General features: G+C 73.6%; 23 protein-coding genes. 8 read left to right on the top strand and 15 right to left on the bottom strand.

The window, feature by feature from the left end:
* Positions 1-2: 2 nt before the first annotated feature.
* The 5 genes from GA0070623_RS21445 to GA0070623_RS21425 form a co-directional block, all read right to left on the bottom strand.
* Positions 3-1,583 carry a bifunctional uroporphyrinogen-III C-methyltransferase/uroporphyrinogen-III synthase gene (locus GA0070623_RS21445; RefSeq protein WP_067314999.1) on the bottom strand — a complete coding sequence of 527 codons (1,581 nt, stop codon included), beginning with the start codon at positions 1,581-1,583 and terminating at the stop codon, positions 3-5.
* Entirely contained in the window at positions 1,580-2,575 is a 996-nt protein-coding gene (gene hemC / locus GA0070623_RS21440) for a hydroxymethylbilane synthase (RefSeq protein ID WP_067315001.1), read from the bottom strand. The genes GA0070623_RS21445 and hemC overlap by 4 nt, the downstream gene beginning before the upstream one ends.
* The gene (locus GA0070623_RS21435) at positions 2,572-3,963 is read right to left on the bottom strand and encodes a glutamyl-tRNA reductase (protein WP_067315003.1); all 1,392 of its coding nucleotides are present in this window, start codon (positions 3,961-3,963) and stop codon (positions 2,572-2,574) included. The genes hemC and GA0070623_RS21435 overlap by 4 nt, the downstream gene beginning before the upstream one ends.
* The gene (locus GA0070623_RS21430) at positions 3,960-4,730 is read right to left on the bottom strand and encodes a redox-sensing transcriptional repressor Rex (protein ID WP_067315005.1); all 771 of its coding nucleotides are present in this window, start codon (positions 4,728-4,730) and stop codon (positions 3,960-3,962) included. The genes GA0070623_RS21435 and GA0070623_RS21430 overlap by 4 nt, the downstream gene beginning before the upstream one ends.
* Before the next feature lie 292 nt (positions 4,731-5,022).
* Positions 5,023-5,277, bottom strand: coding sequence for a glutaredoxin family protein (locus GA0070623_RS21425; RefSeq protein ID WP_067315007.1), 255 nt, complete (start codon positions 5,275-5,277; stop codon positions 5,023-5,025).
* A 712-nt stretch (positions 5,278-5,989) separates the two neighbouring features.
* Between GA0070623_RS21425 and GA0070623_RS31695 the strand changes: the two genes are divergently transcribed.
* The 3 genes from GA0070623_RS31695 (at position 5,990) to GA0070623_RS21410 (ending at position 9,221) form a co-directional block, all read left to right on the top strand.
* On the top strand, positions 5,990-7,126 hold the full coding sequence (locus tag GA0070623_RS31695; RefSeq protein WP_231932511.1) for an ECF subfamily RNA polymerase sigma factor, BldN family: 1,137 nt from the start codon (positions 5,990-5,992) through the stop codon (positions 7,124-7,126).
* A 229-nt stretch (positions 7,127-7,355) separates the two neighbouring features.
* Positions 7,356-8,219, top strand: coding sequence for a DUF5667 domain-containing protein (locus GA0070623_RS21415; RefSeq protein ID WP_067314599.1), 864 nt, complete (start codon positions 7,356-7,358; stop codon positions 8,217-8,219).
* A gap of 135 nt (positions 8,220-8,354) precedes the next feature.
* A complete protein-coding gene (locus GA0070623_RS21410; protein WP_067314601.1) occupies positions 8,355-9,221 on the top strand; it encodes an HAD family hydrolase in 867 nt (288 codons plus the stop codon).
* 33 nt (positions 9,222-9,254) lie between these two features.
* Here the strand turns inward: GA0070623_RS21410 and GA0070623_RS21405 are convergent, their stop codons facing one another.
* The 5 genes from GA0070623_RS21405 to GA0070623_RS21385 form a co-directional block, all read right to left on the bottom strand.
* Complete coding sequence (locus GA0070623_RS21405) at positions 9,255-10,091, bottom strand: lysophospholipid acyltransferase family protein (RefSeq protein ID WP_067314615.1); 837 nt, start codon at positions 10,089-10,091, stop codon at positions 9,255-9,257.
* 212 nt (positions 10,092-10,303) lie between these two features.
* Positions 10,304-11,377, bottom strand: coding sequence for an NAD-dependent epimerase/dehydratase family protein (locus GA0070623_RS21400; protein WP_067314603.1), 1,074 nt, complete (start codon positions 11,375-11,377; stop codon positions 10,304-10,306).
* Between the two features lie 121 nt (positions 11,378-11,498).
* The gene (locus GA0070623_RS21395) at positions 11,499-11,600 is read right to left on the bottom strand and encodes a 30S ribosomal protein bS22 (RefSeq protein WP_007465623.1); all 102 of its coding nucleotides are present in this window, start codon (positions 11,598-11,600) and stop codon (positions 11,499-11,501) included.
* A 206-nt stretch (positions 11,601-11,806) separates the two neighbouring features.
* Complete coding sequence (locus tag GA0070623_RS21390) at positions 11,807-12,019, bottom strand: helix-turn-helix domain-containing protein (protein ID WP_067314605.1); 213 nt, start codon at positions 12,017-12,019, stop codon at positions 11,807-11,809.
* 267 nt (positions 12,020-12,286) lie between these two features.
* Positions 12,287-13,207 carry a proline dehydrogenase family protein gene (locus GA0070623_RS21385; RefSeq protein WP_067314607.1) on the bottom strand — a complete coding sequence of 307 codons (921 nt, stop codon included), beginning with the start codon at positions 13,205-13,207 and terminating at the stop codon, positions 12,287-12,289.
* Between the two features lie 158 nt (positions 13,208-13,365).
* On the opposite strand from GA0070623_RS21385, the gene GA0070623_RS21380 reads away from it, so the two are divergent.
* The 3 genes from GA0070623_RS21380 to GA0070623_RS21370 are packed head-to-tail and all read left to right on the top strand — an operon-like array spanning position 13,366 to position 15,384.
* Complete coding sequence (locus tag GA0070623_RS21380; protein WP_231932509.1) at positions 13,366-13,647, top strand: hypothetical protein; 282 nt, start codon at positions 13,366-13,368, stop codon at positions 13,645-13,647.
* A 2-nt stretch (positions 13,648-13,649) separates the two neighbouring features.
* The gene (locus GA0070623_RS21375; protein ID WP_067314609.1) at positions 13,650-14,816 is read left to right on the top strand and encodes a glutathionylspermidine synthase family protein; all 1,167 of its coding nucleotides are present in this window, start codon (positions 13,650-13,652) and stop codon (positions 14,814-14,816) included.
* A 19-nt stretch (positions 14,817-14,835) separates the two neighbouring features.
* A complete protein-coding gene (locus GA0070623_RS21370; RefSeq protein WP_067314612.1) occupies positions 14,836-15,384 on the top strand; it encodes a CGNR zinc finger domain-containing protein in 549 nt (182 codons plus the stop codon).
* Between the two features lie 314 nt (positions 15,385-15,698).
* Here the strand turns inward: GA0070623_RS21370 and GA0070623_RS21365 are convergent, their stop codons facing one another.
* A complete protein-coding gene (locus GA0070623_RS21365) occupies positions 15,699-16,505 on the bottom strand; it encodes a sugar phosphate isomerase/epimerase family protein (protein ID WP_172898440.1) in 807 nt (268 codons plus the stop codon).
* 75 nt (positions 16,506-16,580) lie between these two features.
* Positions 16,581-17,525, bottom strand: a complete 945-nt coding sequence (locus tag GA0070623_RS21360; RefSeq protein WP_067314778.1) for a Ppx/GppA phosphatase family protein — start codon at positions 17,523-17,525, stop codon at positions 16,581-16,583.
* A 73-nt stretch (positions 17,526-17,598) separates the two neighbouring features.
* On the opposite strand from GA0070623_RS21360, the gene GA0070623_RS21355 reads away from it, so the two are divergent.
* A complete protein-coding gene (locus GA0070623_RS21355; RefSeq protein WP_067314781.1) occupies positions 17,599-18,411 on the top strand; it encodes a hypothetical protein in 813 nt (270 codons plus the stop codon).
* Between the two features lie 39 nt (positions 18,412-18,450).
* On the opposite strand, the gene GA0070623_RS21350 is transcribed toward GA0070623_RS21355, so the two are convergent.
* Both GA0070623_RS21350 and GA0070623_RS21345 read right to left on the bottom strand, forming a co-directional pair.
* Positions 18,451-19,134 carry a response regulator transcription factor gene (locus GA0070623_RS21350; RefSeq protein ID WP_067314784.1) on the bottom strand — a complete coding sequence of 228 codons (684 nt, stop codon included), beginning with the start codon at positions 19,132-19,134 and terminating at the stop codon, positions 18,451-18,453.
* Positions 19,135-19,157: 23 nt separating this feature from the next.
* Complete coding sequence (locus tag GA0070623_RS21345) at positions 19,158-20,441, bottom strand: sensor histidine kinase (protein ID WP_067314786.1); 1,284 nt, start codon at positions 20,439-20,441, stop codon at positions 19,158-19,160.
* Between the two features lie 211 nt (positions 20,442-20,652).
* On the opposite strand from GA0070623_RS21345, the gene phoU reads away from it, so the two are divergent.
* The gene (gene phoU / locus GA0070623_RS21340; protein WP_067314789.1) at positions 20,653-21,306 is read left to right on the top strand and encodes a phosphate signaling complex protein PhoU; all 654 of its coding nucleotides are present in this window, start codon (positions 20,653-20,655) and stop codon (positions 21,304-21,306) included.
* 122 nt (positions 21,307-21,428) lie between these two features.
* Here phoU and GA0070623_RS21335 read toward each other — a convergent pair whose 3' ends face one another.
* Positions 21,429-22,196 carry a phosphoglyceromutase gene (locus tag GA0070623_RS21335; protein ID WP_067314796.1) on the bottom strand — a complete coding sequence of 256 codons (768 nt, stop codon included), beginning with the start codon at positions 22,194-22,196 and terminating at the stop codon, positions 21,429-21,431.
* Positions 22,197-22,244: the final 48 nt, after the last annotated feature.

Here is a 22,244-nt window from a genome sequence, read left to right as displayed (position 1 = left end):
GGCTAGCGGAACCTCAGGGCGGTCGGCCCCTGCACCTTGGAACCGCGACGCTGCTTCGCCGGCATGGCGGCGAGCTTCTCGCGCAGTTCGACGGCGTAGGCGGCGAGCGCCTCGACCAGGTCGGGCACCGAGGCGTGCGGCGGCTGCACGTCGACCCGCAGGCCGAACTCCGTCGCGGTCTCCGCCGTCTTGGGACCGATGACCGCCACCACGGTACGCGCGTGCGGCTTGCCGGCGATACCTACCAGGTTGCGTACAGTCGAGGACGAGGTGAAGAGCACCGCGTCGAATCCGCCCGACTTGATCGCGTCCCGGATCTCGGCGGGCGGCGGGGCGGCCCGGACCGTCCGGTAGGCGGTCACGTCGTCGACCTCCCACCCGCGTTCGGTGAGCCCGGCGGCGAGCGTCTCGGTGGCGATGTCGGCGCGCGGCAGCAGTACCCGACCGACCGGGTCGAGGATCTCGTCGTGCGGGGAGAACTCGGCCAGCAGCCCCTCGGAGGACTGCTCCCCGGCGGGGATCAGCTCCGGCTGGATGCCGAACGCGCGCACCGCCTCGGCGGTGGCCTCACCGATACAGGCGATCTTGACGCCGCCGAAGTGCCGGGCGTCCAGACCGTGCTCGGCGAACTTCTCCCAGACCGCCCGGACCGCGTTGACCGAGGTGAAGACCACCCAGGCGTACCGGCCGTCGACCAGGCCCTTTACCGCCCGCTCCATCTGGGCCGGGGTCCGTGGCGGCTCGACCGCGATGGTCGGCACCTCGCACGGGATCGCCCCGTACGCGCGCAGCCGGGCGCTCATCGCCCCGGCCTGCTCCTTGGTCCGGGGGACGAGCACCTTCCAGCCGTACAGCGGGCGGTTCTCCCACCAGCTCAGCCTGTCCCGCTGGCCGACGCCCTCGCCGACGGTGAGCACCACCCGGCCGGTGAAGCCGAGTGCCGCCGCGACGAACGAGTCCACGCTCGACGTGGTGGTGTACTGCGTCTCGCCGGTGCCGTCGCCGGTCACCCCGACCCCGGTGGTGCCGTCCACCCCGGCGGCCAGCAGCCCGTCCCGGACGGCGGCCAGGTCACCGGCGTCGACCGCCAGGGCCAGTGACCCCCGGCCGACGGCGGCGGCGAGCGCGTCGAAGTCCAGCGTGCCGACGTCCTCGACGTCGGCGGCGGTGCGTACCCCGGGCAGCGGCACCCCGGCGTAGGTGGCGACGCCCTCGGCCTGGCCGACGCCCGGCACCACCTCGAAGTGCGCGGCGGTACGCGCGACCGCCTGCACCTCCTTGACCACCGAGTCGTGGCCGAACGGGTCTCCGGCGACCAGGTGCACCGCGTTGAGCCCGGAGCGGGCCGCGCTGATGAGCATCTTGGCCACGTCGCCCGGCACGCCCTCGGCGGGGCTGAACTGGGCGTCGGACCGGGCCTGGGCGCGCACGACGTCGAGCAGCGACTCGGGGACTCCCCGGTCGTACACCACCTGGTCGGCGTCGACCAGGGCGTCGTGGGCGCGGCGGGTCAGCAGGCCCGGGTCACCGGGACCGGCGCCGACGAACGCGATGCGGCCGACGGGCTTACGGGTGCGGGTCATTCTGTGCTCCCAAATTGCTGGGTCCTCGGGCCGGTGGTTCCTTCGTGGCCGAGGATCGAGTCGGCGCCGAGGTCGAGGAGTTCGGCGGCGAGTGCCTTGCCGATCTCCGCCGCGTCGGCGGGCGTTCCGGTGCGGGACAGCCGGAGGTCTCGGGAACCGTCCGGGCTGATCACCGCCCCGCGCAGGTAGATCTCGTGGACGACATCGCCTTCGGCATCCGAGCCGGTCGGCTCGCCTTCGGCGATGACGGCATAGGCGGCGACCGGGGCGGAGCACCCGGCCTCCAGGGTGGCCAGCAACGCCCGCTCCGCGGTGACCGCGGCCCGGGACGGTGCGTGATCGAGTGCGGCGAGCAGCTCGACCAGGTCGGAGTCGTCGATCCGGCACTCCACCGCCAGCGCGCCCTGGGCGGGCGCGGGCAGCATCAGCATCGGGTCGAGCGTTTCGGTGATCACGTCGGCCCGGTCGAGCCGGGCCAGTCCGGCCCGCGCCAGGACGACCGCGTCGAGGTCGGCGTCCGGGCCGAGCACCCGGCCGAGCCGGGTGTCGACGTTGCCCCGGATCGGGGTGACCTCCAGGTGCAGGCCGAGGGCGTGCAGCTGGGCGATGCGGCGCAGCGCGCCGGTGCCGACCACGGCCCCGGGCGGCAGCTCGGCGAGGGTACGGCCACCGGTGGCGACCAGCGCGTCGCGCGGATCCTGCCGGGGTGGCACCGCCGCGACGGTCAACCCGTCCGCCTGGGCGGTGGGCAGGTCCTTGTACGAGTGCACGGCGAGGTCGATGGTGCCGGCGGTCAACGCGTCGCGCAGCGCGGAGACGAAGACACCGACGCCGAGCCGCTGCACCGGCGCGGACGAGCGGTCACCGGCGGTGACCACCTCGACCAGTTCGACGGCGCGGCCGGTTGCCGCGGTGATCGCCGCGGCGACGTGGCCGGACTGGGCCATGGCCAGGGCGCTGCCCCGGGTGCCCAGGCGCAGGGGGCCGCTCATCGCTCACCTCCGCTGGACGGCTGGTCGGTGCCGGTGGTCGGGACGCCGGCCACCTCGAACGACGCGCGGCCGTCGACGGTCTCCACCACCTCCGGCACCGAGCCGACCCCGGAGGTCTGCGGCACCTGCAGGTCGAACAGCTCGCGCAGCAGTGCGGCGTACTGGTCGCCGCCCGGCTCGGCGGCGAGCTGACGGACCTTGACGGTCGGCTGGTGCAGCAGCCGCTGCACCACCCGGTGTACGGTCCGGGCGACCTCGGCGCGCTGGTCGTCGCTGAGGTCGGGGCGACGCTGGGCGAGCCGGCGCAGCTCGGCGCTGACCACGTCGTCGGCCCGGCCGCGCAGGGCGGCCACGGTGGGTGCCACGTCGGCCCCGCGCAGCCAGCTCAGGAACGCCTCGACCTCGGCGGCCACGATCCGGCCGACCTCGGCGGCGTCCGCGGCGGCCGGGCCGCCGGCGAGCAGGGTGGCCATCCGGTCGATGTCGATCACCTCCACGCCGGGCAGCGCGGCCACCTCGGGTGCGACGTCCCGGGGCACGGCGAGGTCGAGTAGCACGAGCGGCCCCCGGGCGGGGTCACGGCGGGCCAGCGCCCCGGTCACCACGTCGACGGTGAGGACCGGTTCGGTGGCCGCGGTGGCGGCCACTACGATGTCCACTGTGGAGAGCGCGGGGACGAGTTCGGCCAGCGGCACGGCGTGTGCCCCGTACGACTCGGCCAGCCGGACGGCCCGGTCGGCCCCCCGGTTGGTGACGGTGAGCGGGCCGGCGTCCCGACGGGCCAGCGTCGCCACGCTCAGCGCGCCCATCGCGCCCGCGCCGACCACCAGGGCCGGCCGGCCGGCGAGGTCGCCGTCGAGCAGCTCGGCGGTGAGGTCCAGGGCGGCGGTGACGACGCTCTGCCCGGCCCGGTCGATGTCGGTCTCGGCGTGCGCCCGCTTGCCGACCCGCAGCGCCTGCTGCATCAGCTCGTGCAGCAGCCGCCCGGCGGTGTCCGCGCCGGAGGCCCAGTGGTAGGCGTCCCGGAGCTGGCCGAGGATCTGCGCCTCGCCGACCACCATGGAGTCCAGCCCGGCGGCGACCCGGAAGACGTGGTCGACGGCGGCCGAGTCGTAGTGCACGTAGAGGTGGCTGGCGAACGCGGCGGGCGGGGCACCGGCCTGCTCGGCGAGGACGGCGCAGATGTCGCCGAGGCCGCCGTGGAAGCCGGACACCGCGGCGTACACCTCCACCCGGTTACAGGTGGAGACGAGCACCGCCTCGGCGACGTACGGCTGGGCGACCAGCCGGTCCAGGGTTCGGGTGAGGTCGGCCGGGGAGACCGCGAGCTGCTCCAGGGTGACCACGGGAGCAGTGCGGTAGGACGCGCCGACGACGAGCAGCTTCACGTGCCGATCGCCTCCTGGGTGTCGGGGGTCACGAGCCCGCCGGGCAGGGCGGTGAGGGCGGAGCCGCCGGCGGCGGGCAACGCGGTCAACGACGCCTTGCGGTGCTCGTGGAAGGACAGGATCTGCAGCTCGATGGCGAGGTCCACCTTGCGCACGTCGACCCCGTCCGGCACCGAGAGTACGCACGGCGCGAAGTTGAGGATGCTCGTGACACCGGCGGCGACCAGTTGCTCGGCCACCGCCTGGGCGGCCGGGGCGGGGGTGGCGATCACGCCGATGGAGATCGCCTCCTCGGCGGCGACCCGGGGCAGTTCGTCGATGTGCCGCACGGCCAGCCCGCTGATCATCTCGCCGACCCGGGAGGCGTCGGCGTCGAAGAGCGCCGCGATCCGGAAACCCCGGCTGGCGAAGCCGTCGTAGCCGGCCAGAGCGTGACCGAGATTACCCACCCCGACCAGGGCGACCGCCCGGCGCTGGGTGAGCCCGAGCACGAACTCGATCTGGTCGACCAGCAGGGCGACGTCGTAGCCGACCCCCCGGGTGCCGTACGAGCCGAGGTGTGAGAGATCCTTGCGGAGCTTGGCCGAGTTGACCCCCGCGGCACCGGCCAGGCCCTCGCTGGACACCGTCTCGTGACCGGCGTCGGCCAGGTTGTGCAGGGCGCGGAGATACTCGGGGAGCCGCGCGACGGTCGCCTCCGGGAGGTCCGGGAGCGCCGGTACGGCACCGGCGCGATCGGACGCGCCTGGGTGACGGTGCTGACTCATGAGACTCCGTGCGGTGCGATCCTCGGCCGACTCCGGTGCCCGGCCCGTGGGGGACCCCCGCCGGAGGCCGGGAGAACCGGCCGTGCTAGCAGGGCGCGTTGGAACTACAGAGTAGGCGCTTGTGAAGACGTGCACAAATCGCGATCTTGCCGACTCGCGGCACCCCTCCACCGGATCCTCCATTCCACAAGATCGATCGGGCACCGCAGCGGGCCACCGCGCGATTATTGCTCAATCCCGACTTCGCTCACCAATCGCGCGCAGCCGCTGACCGAGGGTGATCCGCGCCACCCTAGAGCTGAGGCGTGGTCAGGTCCCGCAGCAACCGCTCCTCCTCCACCCGCCAGTAGCCGTGCTCCTTGCCGTCGAGCAGCACCACCGGCAGCCGGTCGCCGTACTCGCGCTCCAGCTCGACGTCGCCGGTGACGTCCTTCTCCACCCACCGGTCACCGGTCACCGCGGCCACCCGCTCCAGGGCGGCCTTGGCGTCCTCGCACAGGTGGCAACCGGGCCGGGTGATCAGGGCGAGCCGGGCGTCAGTGGACATCGGGACCTCCGGGTGAGGGCGGCCGGGCTCGGCCGCGACTGGGGGCGCGCTGGAGTGGGATACCGGGCGCACCGGGTGCACAGCTTCGCACCACGCCCGCCCAGTCTCGCCCGTCCCCGGATGCGGCACACCCCGGACGGCCGAGCCGGGGCGCCGACCCGCCGCCGCGCGGTGGCTGAGTCTGACACGCCGCCGGCCGCCCGACCAGACCCGCACACCGTACGGTCACCCTGCGTCAACCGGGACGTCCCGCCGACCCGGCCGACCGACCGCCCGACACCCCCGCGCGGGGCCGGGAAACGCCGTCGACCGGACCCGTCACCGGCCGCGCCGACGCCCGGAAGACCCCACCCTGAACTGGTCATTCGTCCCCCAGCAAGCCGCGACGTGAAAGTCAACCGACGGCGACGGACAACCGGTCCGCCAGGTGTGCGCAGGGCACGCAAATACTTTGGCCCTGTGTAACGGACTTGCCACGCGCGGGTGACGTTGGCCCTATCATCACTCGGGTCGGCTCACCCCATTTGCCGTGAGTCGACACCCCTCAGCCCGAGGAGGCCCCCGTGCCTGTGCGCGCATTGGACCAGCACCTCAAGGGGAACTGCCGCGCGTCGGCACACCCCCACACGGCCCTGCCCGTCAGGGGCAGACCCGGCGCGGCGGCCTCCCGCCGCCACCCGGTCCCGGTCGTGGCGCACCCCGGGGAGGCCCGGTGACCGCCTTCGGCTACGCGGACCGTCCCACCGGTCTGACCGGACCGGCGCCCCGGGCGTCGGTCAACGAGCGGACGGACCCACCCCGCCCGGACCCGGCCTCCCGTCGGATCCACCCACGCCCGCACCACAACGAGGCGGCGCCCCGGTCCACCGCGCCGGGCGGCAACGCCACACCGGGCGGCCGGACGACCCTGCCCGCCCGGCAGCCAACCATGCCGACGCAGAGCAGACGGGTCGGCGAGCCACCCGCCCCGGCCGACCCGACCAGCGGCGAGACCGCCGTGATCCCGGTCGTCCCGGCCGACGACACCGCCGTGATCCCGGCCGTACCGACCGGGGACGACCCGCCCGACACCACCCTGCTCCCCGTCGTCCCGGCCGACGACACCGAGCTGATCCCGGCGGTTCCGGCCGACGGCACCGCGCTGATCCCGGCGGTTCCGGCCGACGGCACCGCGCTGATCCCGGCGGTTCCGGCCGACGGGCCGGCCGCCGGCCCACCCGCCACCGGGCCACCGCCCACCGGTACCCCGCCCACCGGCTTCCCCAGCCGCCCCGACCCGTCCGACCCGGCCACCGAGGTCTGGATGCTGGTCGAGCGGGCGCAGGCCGGCGAGTCCGAGGCCTTCGGGCTGATCTACGACCGGTACGTCGACACGGTCTTCCGGTTCGTCTACTTCCGGGTCGGCAACCGCCAACTGGCCGAGGACCTCACCTCCGACACGTTCCTCCGCGCCCTCAAGCGGATCGGCAGCTTCACCTGGCAGGGCCGCGACCTCGGCGCGTGGCTGGTCACCATCGCCCGCAACCTGGTCGCCGACCACTTCAAGTCCGGTCGCTACCGGCTGGAGGTGACCACCGGCGACGTGCTCGACGCCGACCGGGAGGACCGGGGGCCGGAGGGCAGTCCCGAGGCGGCCGTGGTCGAGCACATCACCAACGTGGCGCTGCTCACCGCCGTCACCCGGCTCAACCCGGAACAGCAGGAGTGCATCGTGCTCCGCTTCCTCCAGGGCCTCTCGGTGGCCGAGACGGCCCGCGCGATGGGCAAGAACGAGGGCGCGATCAAGGCCTTGCAGTACCGGGCGGTCCGGGCGCTGGCCCGGCTCCTGCCGGCCGGTTTCCAGCCCTGACCTGCGACGATGCTCACTCTTCGTGATTTCGCCCCCGGCCGCCCCGTAACCGCTGCCCGGCGCGGAGCGTTTCTCCGGATGCGACCGGTGGTTGTCCGGCGCCTCCGGACCCGTCCCGGTCCGGAGCAGCGCCGCCGACCATGACCCGGGTACGACGGCGTACGCCGCCACCGGTCGTGGGGAACCACCGCGGCCGACCGGCCGTCACCAGCGAGAGGGGGTGCCTGCGGTGGACAGCGACCTCTTCTCCCGTCGTCGGGCCGTACGCTTCGCCCAGCTTCTCGACGAGGCCAACGGCGGCCCACGCCACCACGTCCGCTCCCGCGCCGACGCCCAGCTCACCGCGCTCGTCGCGGTCGGACGTCGGCTCGTCGCCGAACGACCCGTCGTCGAGGTGGACGCCGAGTTCCGGGCCGGCCTGCGGGCCATGCTGGTCGCCGCGGCCGACCGGGACGACGCCGCCGACCCGGTCACCGGGGCGGCCCCGAAGACCACCGCCCGGGGTGCGCTGCTGGGCGGGGTGACCGCCCGACGGGCCCGCGCCCGAGGTGCCATCCTGGTCGGCATCGCGGCCGGGGCGGTCGCCGTCTCCGGCATCTCCGCCGCCAGCGAGAACGCGGTCCCGGGCGACGCCCTGTACGGCATGAAGCGCTCGACCGAACGGGCCCAGCTCGCCCTGGCCAGCTCGGACGTCAGCCGGGGGCAGCTCTTCCTCGACTTCGCCCGGACCCGGCTCGACGAGGCGGCCACCCTGCGCGACGACCCGACCGGGTTCAGCGCCGTGCTCGACGACATGGACACCGACACCCGGCAGGGCGTCCGGCTGCTCACCACCGCGGCCACGCAGCACGCCGACCCGGCGGCGCTGGACGCGGTGAACGCCTTCGTCGCCGGGCAGCGCCGAGCCGTCGGTGGCCTGCTCGACGGGGCCGGTTCCGCCGAGCGGGACCGTACCCGGCAGTCTCTCGCCCTGCTCGACACGATCCGCCGGCGCTCCGACGCGCTGCGTGCCGCGATCACCTGCGCGCTGCCCGCCCCGGTCGGCAGCGACGCCCTCGGCCCCACCCCGGCCGCCTGCCCCCTCGGCCGCTGAGCGACGGGGAGCCCCGCCCGCGCCCGTCCGACGGTGGAGCCGCCCGCCACACTTCCCGCTTCGGCCGGTCGACCGGGGTTCGCCCCGGACTAGGCTCGATACCGCAGGGTCGTCCCGTCGTCGGAGGGAGGTGCGATGGCCAGCAACCGCAGGGTCACCGTCAGCACCGACGTCCACGGACACACCGCCGGTTGGGCGGACGTCACGACGCCACCGGTGCCCCCGGATGCCCGCACCGCCGCGTTCTTCGACATCGACAACACGATGATGCAGGGCGCGTCGATCTACTGGTTCGCCCGCGGGCTGGCCGCCCGCAGCTACGTCACCACCGGTGACCTGGCCCGGTTCGCCTGGCAGCAGGCCCGGTTCCGGCTGCTGGCCACCGAGCACGCGGGTGACATGTCGCGGGCCAGGCAGGCCGCGCTCGCCTTCGTCGAGGGCTGGCGGGTCGACGACGTCGAACGGCTCGCCGAAGAGATCTTCGACGAGTTGATGGCCCCGAGGATCTGGGCCGGCACCCGTCGGCTCGCCCAGCGCCACCTCGACGCCGGCCAGCGGGTCTGGCTGGTCAGCGCCGCGCCGGTGGAGATCGGCCGGGTGATCGCCGCCCGGCTCGGCCTGACCGGTGCGATCGGCACGGTCGCCGAGATCGTCGACGGGGCGTACACCGGCCGGCTGGTGGGAGACCTGATGCACGGTCCGGCCAAGGCCGAGGCGGTCACCCGGCTCGCCGCGGTCGAGGGGCTGGACCTGGCCCGCTGCACCGCCTACAGCGACTCCCGCAACGACCTGCCGATGCTCGTCGCGGTGGGTCGGGCGGTGGCGATCAACCCGGACGGCGCGCTGCTGCGGACCGCCCGGCGACGGGGCTGGGAGGTGCGTGACTTCCGGACCGGCCGCCGGGCGGCACGGATCGCCGTACCGTCGACCGCCGCGCTCGGGTTGCTGGCCGGCGCGGTCTCCGCCGGCCTCGCGCTGCACCGACGCCGCCGCACGGCCTGACCCGGGCACCCGGGGCGGCCGACCGAGGGCCGGTCAGGGGCCGAACGGGTCGGGGCGGCGTTCGAGCAGCTGGTGCAGGGTCTGCTGGATGGTCTCGCGGACCTGGTCGGCGAGGTTGAACACGACCAGAGGATCGTCCGCCGAGTCGGTCAGGTGGGCGGTCGGGATCGGCGGACAGAACTCGATCAGCCACTTGCTCGGCAGCGGCACCATGCCCAGCGGCCCCAGCCAGGGGAACGTCGGCGTCACCGGGAAGTAGGGCAGCTTGAGCAGCCTGGCCAGCGGCTTGATGTCGGCCAGCATCGGGTAGATCTCCTCGCCGCCGACGATGGCGACCGGGACGATCGGGGTGCCGGTGCGCAGCGCCGCCGAGACGAAACCGCCCCGCCCGAAGCGTTGCAGCTTGTAGCGGTCGGCGTAGAGCTTGCCGATGCCCTTGAAGCCCTCCGGGAAGACGCCGACCAGCTCGCCGTTGCCGAGCAGCCGTTCGGCGTCCGGGTTGCAGGCGACCGTACCGCCGGTCTTGCGGGCCAGCTCGGAGACCACCGGCATTCGGAAGACCAGGTCCGCGCCGAGCAACCGCAGGTAGCGGCGGGCGGGATGCTGGTCGTGCAGGGCGGCGGAGAGGATCAACGCGTCCAGGGCCACCGTGCCGGAGTGGTTGCCGACCACCAGGCCGGCCCCGTCGGTGGGCACGTGCTCCAGGCCGGTTACCTCGGTCCGGAACCAGTCGCGGTAGAGCAGTCGCAGCAGCGGGTGGAAGACCGCCCCGGTCAGCTCCGGGTCGAACCCGAACTCGTCCACCTCGTACTGACCGGAGAGGCGGCGGCGCAGGAACGCCAGACCGGTGGCGACCCGCCGGTCCCACACGTCACCGGGCCGGTCCGCGACGGCCTCCCCGGCAGCGGCCGGATCGACGGCAGCGGCCGGATCGACGGCAGCGGCCGGATCGACGGCAGCGGGACCGGCAGCGGCCGGCACGGGCGGCGGAACGGGTGCCGACCCGTTGCGGGTCGACCCGTCGTGGGCCGGTGGGGTGGCCACGGGTGGCGCGGTGAGCCGGCGGTGGCCGTTCTGTTCGGTCACGTGCGGTCCCGGACGGCGGAGCGGATCTGCCTGATGCTCTCCAGCACCGCCTGCTCGGCCGCGGCGAGCTGCTCCCGGCCGACCACGACCCCGCCGTGGTGGGCGCGGATGAAGTCGTCGAACGCGACGGCCGTGGAGCGCGGGGTGAAGCCGTACTCCCGGGTCAGCCGGCTGGTGTCGACCACCCGGCCGTGCACGATCAGGTCGACCTGGTCCAGGCCGTAGCGGCCGAACCCGAGGTTGCGGGCGATCGCGGCGGCTCCCGACAAGCCCGGCTCCCACACCGGCACGGCCACCCGACCGGCCCGGCGGATCGCCTGGGACAGCGAGAGCACCCCCGGCCCGGCCACGTTGTACGTCCCCGGGTGGTCCTCGGCGACGGACCGGTGCAGCACCTCCAGGGCGTCGTCGAAGTGCACGAACTGGAGCCGGGGGTCACGGCCGAAGACGGTGGGCACCACCGGCCGGGAGAAGTAGCGGGTGAGCGTGGTGTCGGCGGTGGAGCCGATGAACGGGGCGAACCGCAGCACGGTCGCGGTGACGTCGGGGCGACGGCGACGGAAGCCGCGCACGTACCCCTCGATGTCGAGGATGTCGCGGCCGAAACCGCCGCGCGGCACCTCGCGCGGCTCGGTCTCCTCGGTGAAGACCGCCGGGTCGCGGAAGGACGCCCCGTAGGCGGCAGTCGACGACCGGACCACGAGTTTGCGCAGCCGGGGTGCCCGCTGGCAGGCGGCGAGCAGCTGCATGGTGCCGATGACGTTCTGTTCCTTCATCGCCGGCCGGCCGCCGTGCTGCGGGTCGGGGGCGGTCGCCAGGGCCAGGTGGACTACGGCGTCGACGTCCAGGTCGGCCAGCAGCCCACCGAGCGAGTCGAGGTCCAGACGGATCCGTTCGACCCGGTCGAGCAGGCCGGTGATCTCGGGACCGGGGGTGACCGGGTCGACGCCGATGACCCGTTCGATGCGGGGGTCGGTGGCGAGCCGGGCGGCGACGTGCGCGCCCAGGTAGCGGCCGACCCCGGTCACGACGACGACCCCCGGGGCACCTGAGGTGCCTCCGGGGGTCATCGCGCACGCCCTGACCGGCAGGAGGGACCGAGCCGGGATGTCCGCGGCCTGATCACCTGAGCCTCCGAGGGTCGACAGTTGGCAAGCGGCACCGCGCGCCGGGTGGTGGCCCGGCGGCGGGTCACTTGCCGAGACGGCGACGCTGGACGCGGGTCTTGCGCAGCAGCTTGCGGTGCTTCTTCTTAGCCATGCGCTTGCGGCGCTTCTTGACCACCGAGCCCATACGACAGCCTTTCAATGCAACGTTCGGGGCGGACCCTCGGCGTCGAGATGGTGACGCCGGTGGCCGCTTGCGGACAACGGACCTGGACCAGCGTGGTGGCAGCGGGGCGCACCGGCGGACGGTCAGGATCGGCTCCAGGGTAGCCGCAGAGCGTCAGCCGGACCAACGCGCCCCCGTCGATGCCCGTTACGTCACCCTCGGCGGGGTCAGGCGGTCTCCTGGAACGCCCCGCGCAGATAGTCGTGCACCGCGTGCTCGGGCACCCGGAACGACCGGCCCACCCGGACCGCGGTGAGTTCACCGCTGTGCACCAGGCGATAGACCGTCATCTTGGACACCCGCATCACCGAGGCCACCTCGGCGACCGTGAGGAACCTGACGTCCGACAACCGACCGTCGGCGGACTGCGACCCGGCCATGGCTCACCCGACCCATCCCATGCCCGGCGCGCGCCACCCGACGGAGCTCCCGTGCGGGCCGGCAACGCGCGTGTTACCAGTACGGTAGCGGGACGTCTGTGACCTGCGCGATCCCTTCCGGCAACTGATCCCGGGAGAGCCGGCGTTCACCCGGTCGTGACCTGGCCTTTTCCGCTGGGGTGCGTCATACGTCCGAAAAATCGGTCCGTTCCCGGCTCACCGGCGGGCGGGCACCCGCCGGGCACCGGCCGGCGGGCACCCGCCAGCTCACTTCTTCGAGGCCAGCGCCCGGCCGAAGAACGCCAGGTTCGCCGGCCGCTCGGCGAGGCGGCGCATCAGGTAGCCGTACCAGTCGTCCCCGTACGGCAGGTAGGTACGCACCGTGTAGCCCTCGCCGGCCAGTCGGGCCTGCTCGTCGGGGCGGATGCCGTACAGCATCTGGAACTCGAACTCGCCCGGCCCCCGGTCGAACCAGCGGGCCCGGTCCTCGCCGATGGCGATCAGGCGCGGATCGTGGGTGGCCAGCATCGGGTAGCCGGCGCCGGACATCAGCACGTTGAGACAGCGCACGTACGACTTGTCCACCTCGCGGGCCGACTGGTAGGCCACCGACTCCGGCTCGGAGTACGCGCCCTTGCACAGCCGCACCCGCGACCCCACGCCGGCCAGCTCCCGGCAGTCCGACTCGGTACGCCGCAGGTAGGCCTGGAGCACCGCACCGGTCGACGGGTGGTCCTTGCGCAGCTTGGTCAGCGCGTCCAGGGTCGAGTCGGTGGTGGTGTGGTCCTCCATGTCCAGGGTGACCGTGGTGCCCGCCTGGTCGGCCGCCACGCAGATCGCCCGCGCGTTGTCGTACGCCAGTTGCTCGTCGAAGCGCTGGCCGAGGGCGGACAGCTTCACGCTCACCTCGGCGGCCGGGGTCAGCCCGGCGGCGGCGAGCGCCCGCAGCAGGGTGAGGTACTCGTCCCGGGTGGCGACGGCCTGCTCTGCGGTGACGGTGTCCTCGCCGAGGTAGTCGAGGGTGACCGCGAGGCCGTCGGCGACGAGTGCGCGGGTCGCGCGCAGCGCGTCGTCGGTGCCGGTGCCGGCGACGAACCGGCGGACGACGTCCCGGGTGAGCGGGGCCGTCGCGACGAGCCGCTCGACCTGGGATGACCGGGCGGCGGCGAGGATGATGGAACGGAGCATGAGCCGAGCGTAACGCCCGTCGGCACGACGACGCCCGGCGGCGGCCGGTCCGCGCCGGGCCGGGTGCCCACCGCCACATCGGGGCGCGCCGGTCAGGTTCCAACCGCGTCACAGGCTCCGGTCCGGGGGCGCGCGGATGGCACCGATCGGTTACAACCATGAACGTGGAACGACACCCCCGTCGCCGGCTGCGGTCGGCCTCCGTGCAGCTCGGGGCGCTCACCGCCCTGGCGCTCGCCCTGTCCGGCTGTAATCTCACCTCCGACGACGACGATGACGACTGCGCCCTCGGCCCGGTCGGCGGTGGGGACACCGTCGCGCTCGCCATGCGGGTGCCGACCGCCGGCGTCCAGCCCCGGGCCGCCGCCGGAGACCCGGGGGCCGGCGTGCTGCCCGAACGTGGCGGCTTCGGCACCCACCTCGCCTCCTGCGGAGGCTGACGGTGCATCGGGAGCAGGTCACCCCCCGCCCGGACTTCGACGCCGTGATCCGCACCCAGGGCCTGGTGTACGTCGACACCGAGCTGCCCGACGGCGAGATCATGTCGTACTGGGACGAGACCGCCGCGTACGCCTTCGACCTCGACGAGGTGCTGCGGTTGGAGGAGGCGACGGAGGAGCTGCACCGGATGTCGGTGGCCGCCGCCGAGCACGTGGTGGCCCGCCACCGGTACGCCGAGTTCGGCATCCCGGACTGGGCGGCGCAGGCGGTGGCCCGGTCGCTGCACGAACGTCCGCCCACCCTGTACGGCCGGTTCGATCTCGCCTACGACGGCTGCTGGCCGCCGAAGCTGCTGGAGTACAACGCCGACACCCCGACCGCGCTGGTCGAGGCGAGCATCGTGCAGTGGTACTGGCTGGAGGAGACCCGCCCGCACGCGGACCAGTGGAACAGCCTGCACGAGCGCCTGGTGGGGGCGTGGGCGAAGATCGGCGCCGGCCTGCACGACCGGCGGGTGCACGTGTGCTGGTCCAACGAGGAGGATTCCGGCGAGGACCAGATCACCGCGGGCTACCTGGCCGAGACGGCCCGGCAGGCCGGGCTGGACGTGACGCTGCTGCCGATCCAGCACGTCGGCTGGGACGGCCGGCGCTTCGTCGACGCCGCCGACCGGCCGGTCACCACCTGCTTCAAGCTCTACCCGTGGGAGTGGATGCTGGCCGAGCCGTACGGCCGCCCGGCGCTGGACCCGGGCACCCCGACCACCTGGATCGAGCCGGCCTGGAAGCTGCTGCTGTCGAACAAGGCGCTGCTGGCCGTGCTCTGGGAGCTGTTCCCGGGGCACGAGTACCTGCTGCCGGCCTACCTGGACTCGCCGCGCGGCATGCCGGAGTACGTGGCGAAGCCGCTGCTCGGCCGGGAGGGCGGCTCGGTACGCATCGTCACCGGCGACACCGAGATCAGCAACCCGGGGATCTATGGCGACGAAGGCTTCTGCTATCAGGAGTTCCGGGCGTTGCCGCAGTTCGACGGGGGTCGCATGGTGCTGGGAAGCTGGATCGTCGACGGCGAGTCGGCCGGGGTCGGCATCCGGGAGAGCGAAAGTCTGATCACCGACGGTTACGCGCGCTTCGTGCCGCACTACATCGACGCGCCGCGTGTTCCGTGAGTCGTCTACCGTTGGTCGGGTGAACTTCGACGCGTACGCCCGGACCGGGGTCGACCTCGTCAACTCCCGGCTGGACGACCTCGACGACCTGCGTGCCCTCTTCCCGGACGACAACGCCTGGATGCGCGACGAAGTCGCCGACCGGGACCTGGCGGTCTTCCGGCGGGCGCAGAAACGGCTGCGGGACGTCTTCGAGTACGGCACCTCGGGCCGCGACGCCCAGGCGGTGGCGGAACTGAACGCCATGCTGGAGGCGTTCCCGGTGCAACCGCGCATCTCCGGCCACGACTCCAGCGACTGGCACATGCACGTGACCAGCCGCGGCGCCTCGGTCTCGTCGGAGTACCTGGCCGGCGCGGTGTGGGGCCTGTCGGTCTGGCTCTGCGAGTACGGCAGCGCCCGGTTCGGGGTCTGTGCCGACGACCGCTGCGGCAACGTCTACCTGGACACCTCGTCCAACTGCTGCCGCCGGTTCTGCTCGGACCGCTGCGCCACCCGCTCCCACGTGGCCGCCCACCGCGCCCGCAAACGCGCCGCCGAACAACCCACCCTCACCCCCGTCCCCTGACCCACCCCCAACCCCCGAACCTCCCACCCCACCCCTCCCCACGGCCTCCCCTCGGGGGCGTTGATTCGGGGGCGTTGATCAAGAGATTCAGGTCAGATTCACTGCGGCGGATGACCCAAACCTCTTGATCACATGACCCAAACCTCTTGATCACCGGGGCGGGCCGGCCGGGGCGGGCCGGCCGGAGCCGGCCGGCAGCAGGCCGGCAGCGGGGGGCCGGCAGCGGGCCGGCGGCGGAGGCGGCACGCGGAGGGACGAGGGCAGGGGCGCAGGGGGCGCGCGGAGGGGGAAGGGGAGCCGGGAGGGCGTGCGGGTCAGGCGTTGAGGGGGGTGGTGGCGGTGAGGTGGGCGCGGGCGAAGGCGAGGGACTCACGGAGGTCGGCCTCGCGGACGCCACGGCTCCTGGCGCCCCGGGTGGTGACCTCCACCGCGACCGAGCCGGTGAAGCCGCGCCCGGCCAGGGAGCGGAGCAGCTCGGCGCAGGGCTGGGTGCCCCGGCCGGGGACCAGGTGCTCGTCGCGGCCCTCGCCGGTGCCGTCGCCCAGGTGGACGTGGGCCAGGCCGGCGCCCATCCGGTCGGCCATCGCCAGTGGGTCGCTGTGCGAGGCGGCGCAGTGCGACAGGTCGAGGGTGTACGCGGGGTAGCCGACCTCGGTCGGATCCCAGCCGGGCGCGTACGGCACGAACTGCCGTCCGGCCATCCGGACCGGGTACATGTTCTCCACCGCGAAGTGCAGCCCGTCGAACCGGGTGGCGACGGTGTCCAGCCCGTCGGCGAAGTGCCGGGCGTAGTCGCGCTGCCAGGTGAACGGCGGGTGCACCACCACCGTCGGCGCCTCCAGCGTGTCGGCCAGCTCGGCGGCCCGCCGCAGCCGCTCCCACGGGTCGGGGCTCCACACCCGCTGGGTGACCAGCAGGCAGGGGGCGTGCACCGAGAGCACCGGCACGCCGTAGTGCGCGGCGAGCCCGCGCAGCGCGCCGGCGTCCTGGCTGACGGCGTCGGTCCAGACCATCACCTCGACGCCGTCGTAGCCGAGCGTCGCGGCGAGCTGGAACGCCGCCGCGGTCCGTTCGGGGAAGACCGAGGAACTGGACAGGAGCACCGGGACGCGGGAAGTCACCCCCCGAGGGTAGCCCGGGGTGTCACCACGCTTCGGGACGAGCAACCGCAAAAGCCCCGCGACCACCGGCGTACGTCACATCGGTACGAGCTGATCCAACCGTCTGAGGATGACGCCCTCACGCAGCGCCCATGGGCAGATGTCCACCGCCGGCAGGTCGAACCGGCGCAGCACCGCCTCGGCCACCACCGCGCCGGCCAGCAGTTGGTGCGCCCGGCCGGCGCTCACCCCTTCCAGCTCGGGCAGCTGGGCCGGCGGGATGTGCCGGACGAACCCCAGCACCTGCCGTACCCCGGTCCGGGTGAGGCTGCGACGGGTCCACAGGCCCGCCGAGGAGGGTGCCGCCCCGGCCAGCCGGGCCAGCGTCCGGAACGTCTTGGAGCTGGCCACCGGGCGGTCCCAGCCGACCCCGGCCAGCTTCTCCACCACCGGGTCGAGCTGCGCGTCGACGTACTCCCGTAGCTCCTCCACGGCCTCGGCGGTGGGTGGCGTCGACCCGGACGGGTCGACGTGCAGCCGCTCCCGGCTGAGCCGGCCGGCCCCCAGCGGCAGCGACACCGCCACCTCCGGGTCCTCGTCGATGCCGGCGGCCAGCTCCAACGAACCGCCGCCGATGTCCATCGCCAGCAGCCGCCCCGCCGACCAGCCGAACCACCGCCGGACCGCGAGGAACGTCGCCCGCGCCTCGTCCGCACCGGAGAGCACCTCCAGCCGTACGCCGGTCTCCTCCCGGACCCGGGTCAGCACCTCGGCCGCGTTGGTGGCGTCACGCACCGCGCTGGTCGCGAAGGCCAGCAGGTCGTCGGCGGCCAGGGCGGTGGCCGCCGCCCGGGCCGCGCCGACCGCCTCGACCAGCCCGTCGGCCCCGGCCCGGGTGAGTGCGCCGTCCGGTCCGATCTGCTCGGCCAGCCGCAGCACCACCTTCTCGGAGTGCGCCGCCCACGGATGCGCGCCGTGGTGGGCGTCGACCAGGAGGAGATGGACCGTGTTGGAACCGACGTCGAGCACACCCAGCCGCATGAGAAGACCCTAGGGCCAAGACGTTTCCCCGGCTCGCCGGCCCGGCCGACCGGCCCCGCGTACCCTGGTCCGGGTGACGAGCCAGGTTGAGCTGCACGTGCTGGTGGACGACCCCGGCGATCCGCGGAGCCGGGAGGTGGCGCTGGACTTCCCCCGGGAGTGGATCGAATTCGTCGACCCGGCCGACGGGCGGCACCTGGTCCGCGCCGACCTCACCTGGCTGCTGTCCCGCTGGACGTGCATCTTCGGTCGGGGCTGCCACGGCATCGTCGCCGGCCGGGCCGCCGACGGCTGCTGCTCGCACGGCGCGTTCTTCACCGACACCGACGACGAGAAGCGGGTCCGGGCCGCGGTCAAGCGGCTCACCCCGCAGACCTGGCAGCACTTCCGTCGGGGTACGAAGAACTGGACCGCGACCGACACCATCGACGGCAAGAACCCGGCCCGGCGGACCGCCACCCGGGGCGAGGACGCGCCCTGCGTGTTCCTCAACGACGCCGACTTCCCCGGTGGGGGCGGCTGCGCGCTGCACGGCCAGGCGCTGCGCGACGGGGTGCACCCGCTGGAGTACAAGCCGGACGTCTGCTGGCAGCTACCGGTCCGTCGGGACCAGGAGTGGACCACCCGGCCCGACGACACCAAGGTGCTGGTCTCGACGCTGGCGGAGTTCGACCGGCGGGGCTGGGGCTCCGGCGGGCACGACCTGGACTGGTGGTGCACCTCCTCGACCGACGCGCACGTGGGCGCCGAGCCGATGTACCTGTCGTACGCCCCGGAGCTGACCGCGCTGATCGGCGAGCCCGCGTACGCGAAGCTGGCCGAGCTGTGCGCGGCCCGGCTGCGCCAGGGCCAGATCGCCCCGCACCCGGCCAGCGGCCAGGGGTGAACCGGGGCGACGGTCCGTCGCCCCGGCGCACCGGACGGCCTACGGCTCGAACTTGTAGCCCAGCCCCCGCACGGTGACGATGAACCGGGGGGCGGACGGCTCCGGCTCGATCTTGGAACGCAGCCGCTTGACGTGCACGTCCAGCGTCTTGGTGTCGCCGACGTAGTCGGCACCCCAGACCCGGTCGATGAGCTGCCCCCGGGTGAGCACCCGGCCGGCGTTGCGCAGCAGCAGCTCCAGCAGCTCGAACTCCTTGAGCGGGAGCTGCACGGCCGCCCCGTCGACGGTCACCACGTGCCGTTCGATGTCCATCCGGACCGGGCCGGCGGCCAGCGTCGGCGCTCCCGACTCGGTCACCTCGGGGCTCTGCCGGCGCAGCACGGCCCGGATCCGGGCCACCAGCTCCCGGGGCGAGTACGGCTTGGTGACGTAGTCGTCGGCGCCGATCTCCAGCCCGACCACCTTGTCGATCTCGCTGTCCCGGGCGGTGACCATGATGATCGGCACGTGCGAGCGCTGTCGCAGCTGCCGGCAGACCTCCGTCCCGGACATCTCCGGGAGCATCAGGTCGAGCAGCACGATGTCCGCGCCGGTCCGGTCGAACTCGGTGAGGGCAGAGGTGCCCGTCGCGGCGACGGACACCTCGAAACCCTCCTTGCGGAGCATGTACGACAAGGCGTCGGAGAACGACTCCTCGTCCTCGACCACCAGTACGCGGCTCACAGGGGGTGTTTCCTTTCCTACGGTCAGGCCTGGCGCAGTTCGGCCGGGCCGGGCTCGATACCAGCGGACGGCAGTATCGTCTCCAGGTCGTCCGGAGGGCTGGCGGGTAGCCGGAGGGTGAATGTCGACCCCCCTCCCAGCGTGCTCGCCACCTCCACCCGGCCGCCATGGTTGCTGGCGATGTGTTTGACGATGGCCAGGCCGAGGCCGGTGCCACCGGTGGCGCGGGACCGGGCCTGGTCGGCCCGGTAGAACCGCTCGAAGATCCGGTCGACGTCGGTGGGGGCGATCCCGATCCCCTGGTCGGTGACCGAGACCGTGACGTGGTCGGCGTCCGCCCGGGCGGTGACCCGCACGACGGTGTCCTCGCCGGAGTAGGTGATCGCGTTCTCCACGAGGTTGGACACGGCGGTGGCGAGCTGGCTGTCGCTGCCGTAGGCGGTCAGCCCGCGCTCCCCCTCGGTCACCACCTGGATCCGGCGGGCGGTGGCCGAGGTGCGGGTCCGGTCGAGCACCTCGGCGATCACCCAGTCGACAGCGACGGGTTCCGGCGCGGGTTGCGGCTCGGCGCCCTGGAGCCGGGTCAGCTCCAGCAGCTCCTGCACCAACCGCCCGAGCCGGGTGGACTCGTGCTGGATCCGCTCGGCGAACCGGCGGGCGGCCAGCATGTCCTCGGAGAGTTCCGGGGCACCGTCGGTCGGCTCGGTGGCGTCGACCAGGGCCTCGCCGAGCAGCTGCAACGCCCCGATCGGGGTCTTCAGCTCGTGGCTGACGTTGGCCACGAAGTCCCGCCGCACCCGGGCCAGCCGGTGCGACTCGGTGACGTCGGCGGCCTCGACGGCGATGTATCCGCCGCCGATGCCCATCGCCCGCAGGTGCACGCCGAGCGGGTTCTCCCCCGCGTTGTCGCGGCCCCGGGGCAGGTCGAGCTCGATCTCGCGGCGCACCCCGGTCCGCCGCACCTGCCCGGCGAGGGTACGGATCAGCGGATGGGCCGCGATGGAGCCGGGGGTGGCGCCGGTTCGGAGCAGGCCCATCGCCCGCGCGGCCGGGTTCACCAGCACCGGCACGTCGTCCGGGCCGAGCACCACGACGCCGGCGCGCAGTGAGTCGATGGTCTTGCGGCCGAGTCCGCTGAGCCCACCGGACTGGTCGTCGGGAATCGCAGGCCTCCCCATGTTGCGGCGGGAGCTCTCGCCCCCGGCCGACGCCGCCCGGCGTAGCCGGTCACGGACGGATCCCGGCAGCAGCAGCCCGGCGACCAGTCCGGTCACCAGAGCCACCACGATCGCCACCGCCCATTCCACCCGGCGATCGTAGGGTCATTGTTAACCTGGCTATCGCCCAGAACGGGACGAAAGACACTCGCTTCGGAAGAAGTTCACCCGTGGTCCCCGTGCCGTTCATCCGGGTTCATCTCGGGTCCGTCGCGCCCGCCTACGGTGGGTTCCGCACCTGCTCAACCCGTACGCCGACGGTCCTGGTGGCCACCGGCGGCACCGACCCCAGGAAGTGACGATGCGCGACGAGTTCCGGGCCGACCTGCAGATTGTCAGCCAACTGCTGGTGGACATGGCGGAGGCGGTGCGCGCCGCGATGCGCCAGGCCACCCGCGGCCTGCTCACCGCCGACCGCGAAGCGTCCGAGACCGTGATCGCGCGGGACGCCGAGATCGACAACCTCTACCAGCACGTCGAGGAGCGGGTCTGCGACCTGCTCGCCCGGCAGGCCCCGGTCGCCTCCGACCTGCGCGCGATGATCACCGCCCTGCACGTGGCGGCCGACCTGGAGCGGATGGGCGACCTGGCCGACCACGTGGCGAAGACCGCGCTGCGCCGGCACCCGTCACCGGCGGTGCCGGCCGAGCTGCGGCCGGTCTTCACCGACATGGCCTCGGTCGCCGACCGGATGGCCGAGAAGATCGGCAAGGTGCTGGCCACCCCCGACGCCGACATCGCCGCCGAGCTGGACCGCGACGACGACGTGATGGACGACCTGCACAAGAGCCTGTTCGGTGTGCTGCTCGGCGACGACTGGCCGTACGGGGTGGAGACGGCCATCGACGCCACCCTGCTCGGCCGCTTCTATGAGCGGTTCGCCGACCACGCGGTCAACGCCGGCGAGCGGGTGGTCTACCTGATCACCGGGGAGACCGCCCCCGCCACGAGCTGACCCCCACCGCCCGGCGACGGGGCAGTGCTCCCGGCCCGCCGAGGGGGCCATGCTCCCGGCCCGGCGACGGGAAGGGCTCCCGGCCCGGCGACCGCCGCCGGGCCGGGAGCCCTTCAGCCAGGTCAGCGACCCTGGTTGGCGACCGCGGCGGCGGCCTCCCTGGCGGCGTCGGGGTCGAGGTAGGCGCCGCCCAGGGTGATCGGGCGCAGCTGCGGGTCGAGGTCGTAGCGCAGCGGGATGCCGGTGGGAATGTTCAGCTTGGCGATCGCGGAGTCGGAGATCTGGTCGAGGTGCTTGACCAGGGCGCGCAGCGAGTTGCCGTGCGCCGCCACCAGCACCGTCCGGCCGGCGAGGATGTCCGGCACGATCGAGTCGTACCAGTAGGGGAGCATCCGCGCCACGACGTCCTTGAGGCACTCGGTGCGCGGCATCAGGTCGGTCGGCAGCAGCGCGTACCGCGGGTCACCGACCTGCGAGAACTCGTCGTCGTCGGCGATCGGCGGCGGCGGGGTGTCGTACGAGCGACGCCAGAGCATGAACTGCTCCTCGCCGTACTCGTCCAGGGTCTGCTTCTTGTTCTTGCCCTGCAGGGCGCCGTAGTGCCGCTCGTTGAGCCGCCACGACCGGCGCACCGCGATCCAGTGCCGGTCGGCGGCGTTGAGCGCCAGCTCGGCGGTGCGGATCGCCCGGCGCATCACGCTGGTGTGCACCACGTCCGGCAGCAGGCCGTGCTCACGCAGCAACTCGCCGCCCCGGCGTGCCTCCGCCTCCCCCTTGGCCGTCAGGTCGACGTCGACCCAGCCGGTGAAGAGGTTCTTCGCGTTCCAGTCGCTCTCGCCGTGCCGCAGCAGGACCAGCGTCCCGACGGTGGGCCCCTCGCTCGCAGTCATGCCGATCATCCTGCCGCACCCGGCGCGGGGACACGCGGGCGGTTCCGG

The organism is Micromonospora rifamycinica (assembly GCF_900090265.1).
GTDB lineage: Bacteria > Actinomycetota > Actinomycetes > Mycobacteriales > Micromonosporaceae > Micromonospora > Micromonospora rifamycinica.
The sequence above is the reverse complement of the archived record's forward strand: the minus strand, read 5'-3'. Positions and strand labels throughout refer to the sequence as shown.

Bases quoted from the DNA above. Each gene is read 5' to 3' on its own strand.
- GA0070623_RS21445 (WP_067314999.1), bottom strand. From the start codon at position 1,583: ATGACCCGCACCCGTAAGCCCGTCGGCCGCATCGCGTTCGTCGGCGCC.
- hemC (WP_067315001.1), bottom strand. From the start codon at position 2,575: ATGAGCGGCCCCCTGCGCCTGGGCACCCGGGGCAGCGCCCTGGCCATG.
- GA0070623_RS21430 (WP_067315005.1), bottom strand. From the start codon at position 4,730: ATGAGTCAGCACCGTCACCCAGGCGCGTCCGATCGCGCCGGTGCCGTA.
- GA0070623_RS21425 (WP_067315007.1), bottom strand. From the start codon at position 5,277: ATGTCCACTGACGCCCGGCTCGCCCTGATCACCCGGCCCGGTTGCCAC.
- GA0070623_RS21410 (WP_067314601.1), top strand. From the start codon at position 8,355: ATGGCCAGCAACCGCAGGGTCACCGTCAGCACCGACGTCCACGGACAC.
- GA0070623_RS21400 (WP_067314603.1), bottom strand. From the start codon at position 11,377: ATGACCCCCGGAGGCACCTCAGGTGCCCCGGGGGTCGTCGTCGTGACC.
- GA0070623_RS21395 (WP_007465623.1), bottom strand. From the start codon at position 11,600: ATGGGCTCGGTGGTCAAGAAGCGCCGCAAGCGCATGGCTAAGAAGAAG.
- GA0070623_RS21390 (WP_067314605.1), bottom strand. From the start codon at position 12,019: ATGGCCGGGTCGCAGTCCGCCGACGGTCGGTTGTCGGACGTCAGGTTC.
- GA0070623_RS21385 (WP_067314607.1), bottom strand. From the start codon at position 13,207: ATGCTCCGTTCCATCATCCTCGCCGCCGCCCGGTCATCCCAGGTCGAG.
- GA0070623_RS21380 (WP_231932509.1), top strand. From the start codon at position 13,366: ATGAACGTGGAACGACACCCCCGTCGCCGGCTGCGGTCGGCCTCCGTG.
- GA0070623_RS21360 (WP_067314778.1), bottom strand. From the start codon at position 17,525: ATGCGGCTGGGTGTGCTCGACGTCGGTTCCAACACGGTCCATCTCCTC.
- phoU (WP_067314789.1), top strand. From the start codon at position 20,653: ATGCGCGACGAGTTCCGGGCCGACCTGCAGATTGTCAGCCAACTGCTG.
- GA0070623_RS21335 (WP_067314796.1), bottom strand. From the start codon at position 22,196: ATGACTGCGAGCGAGGGGCCCACCGTCGGGACGCTGGTCCTGCTGCGG.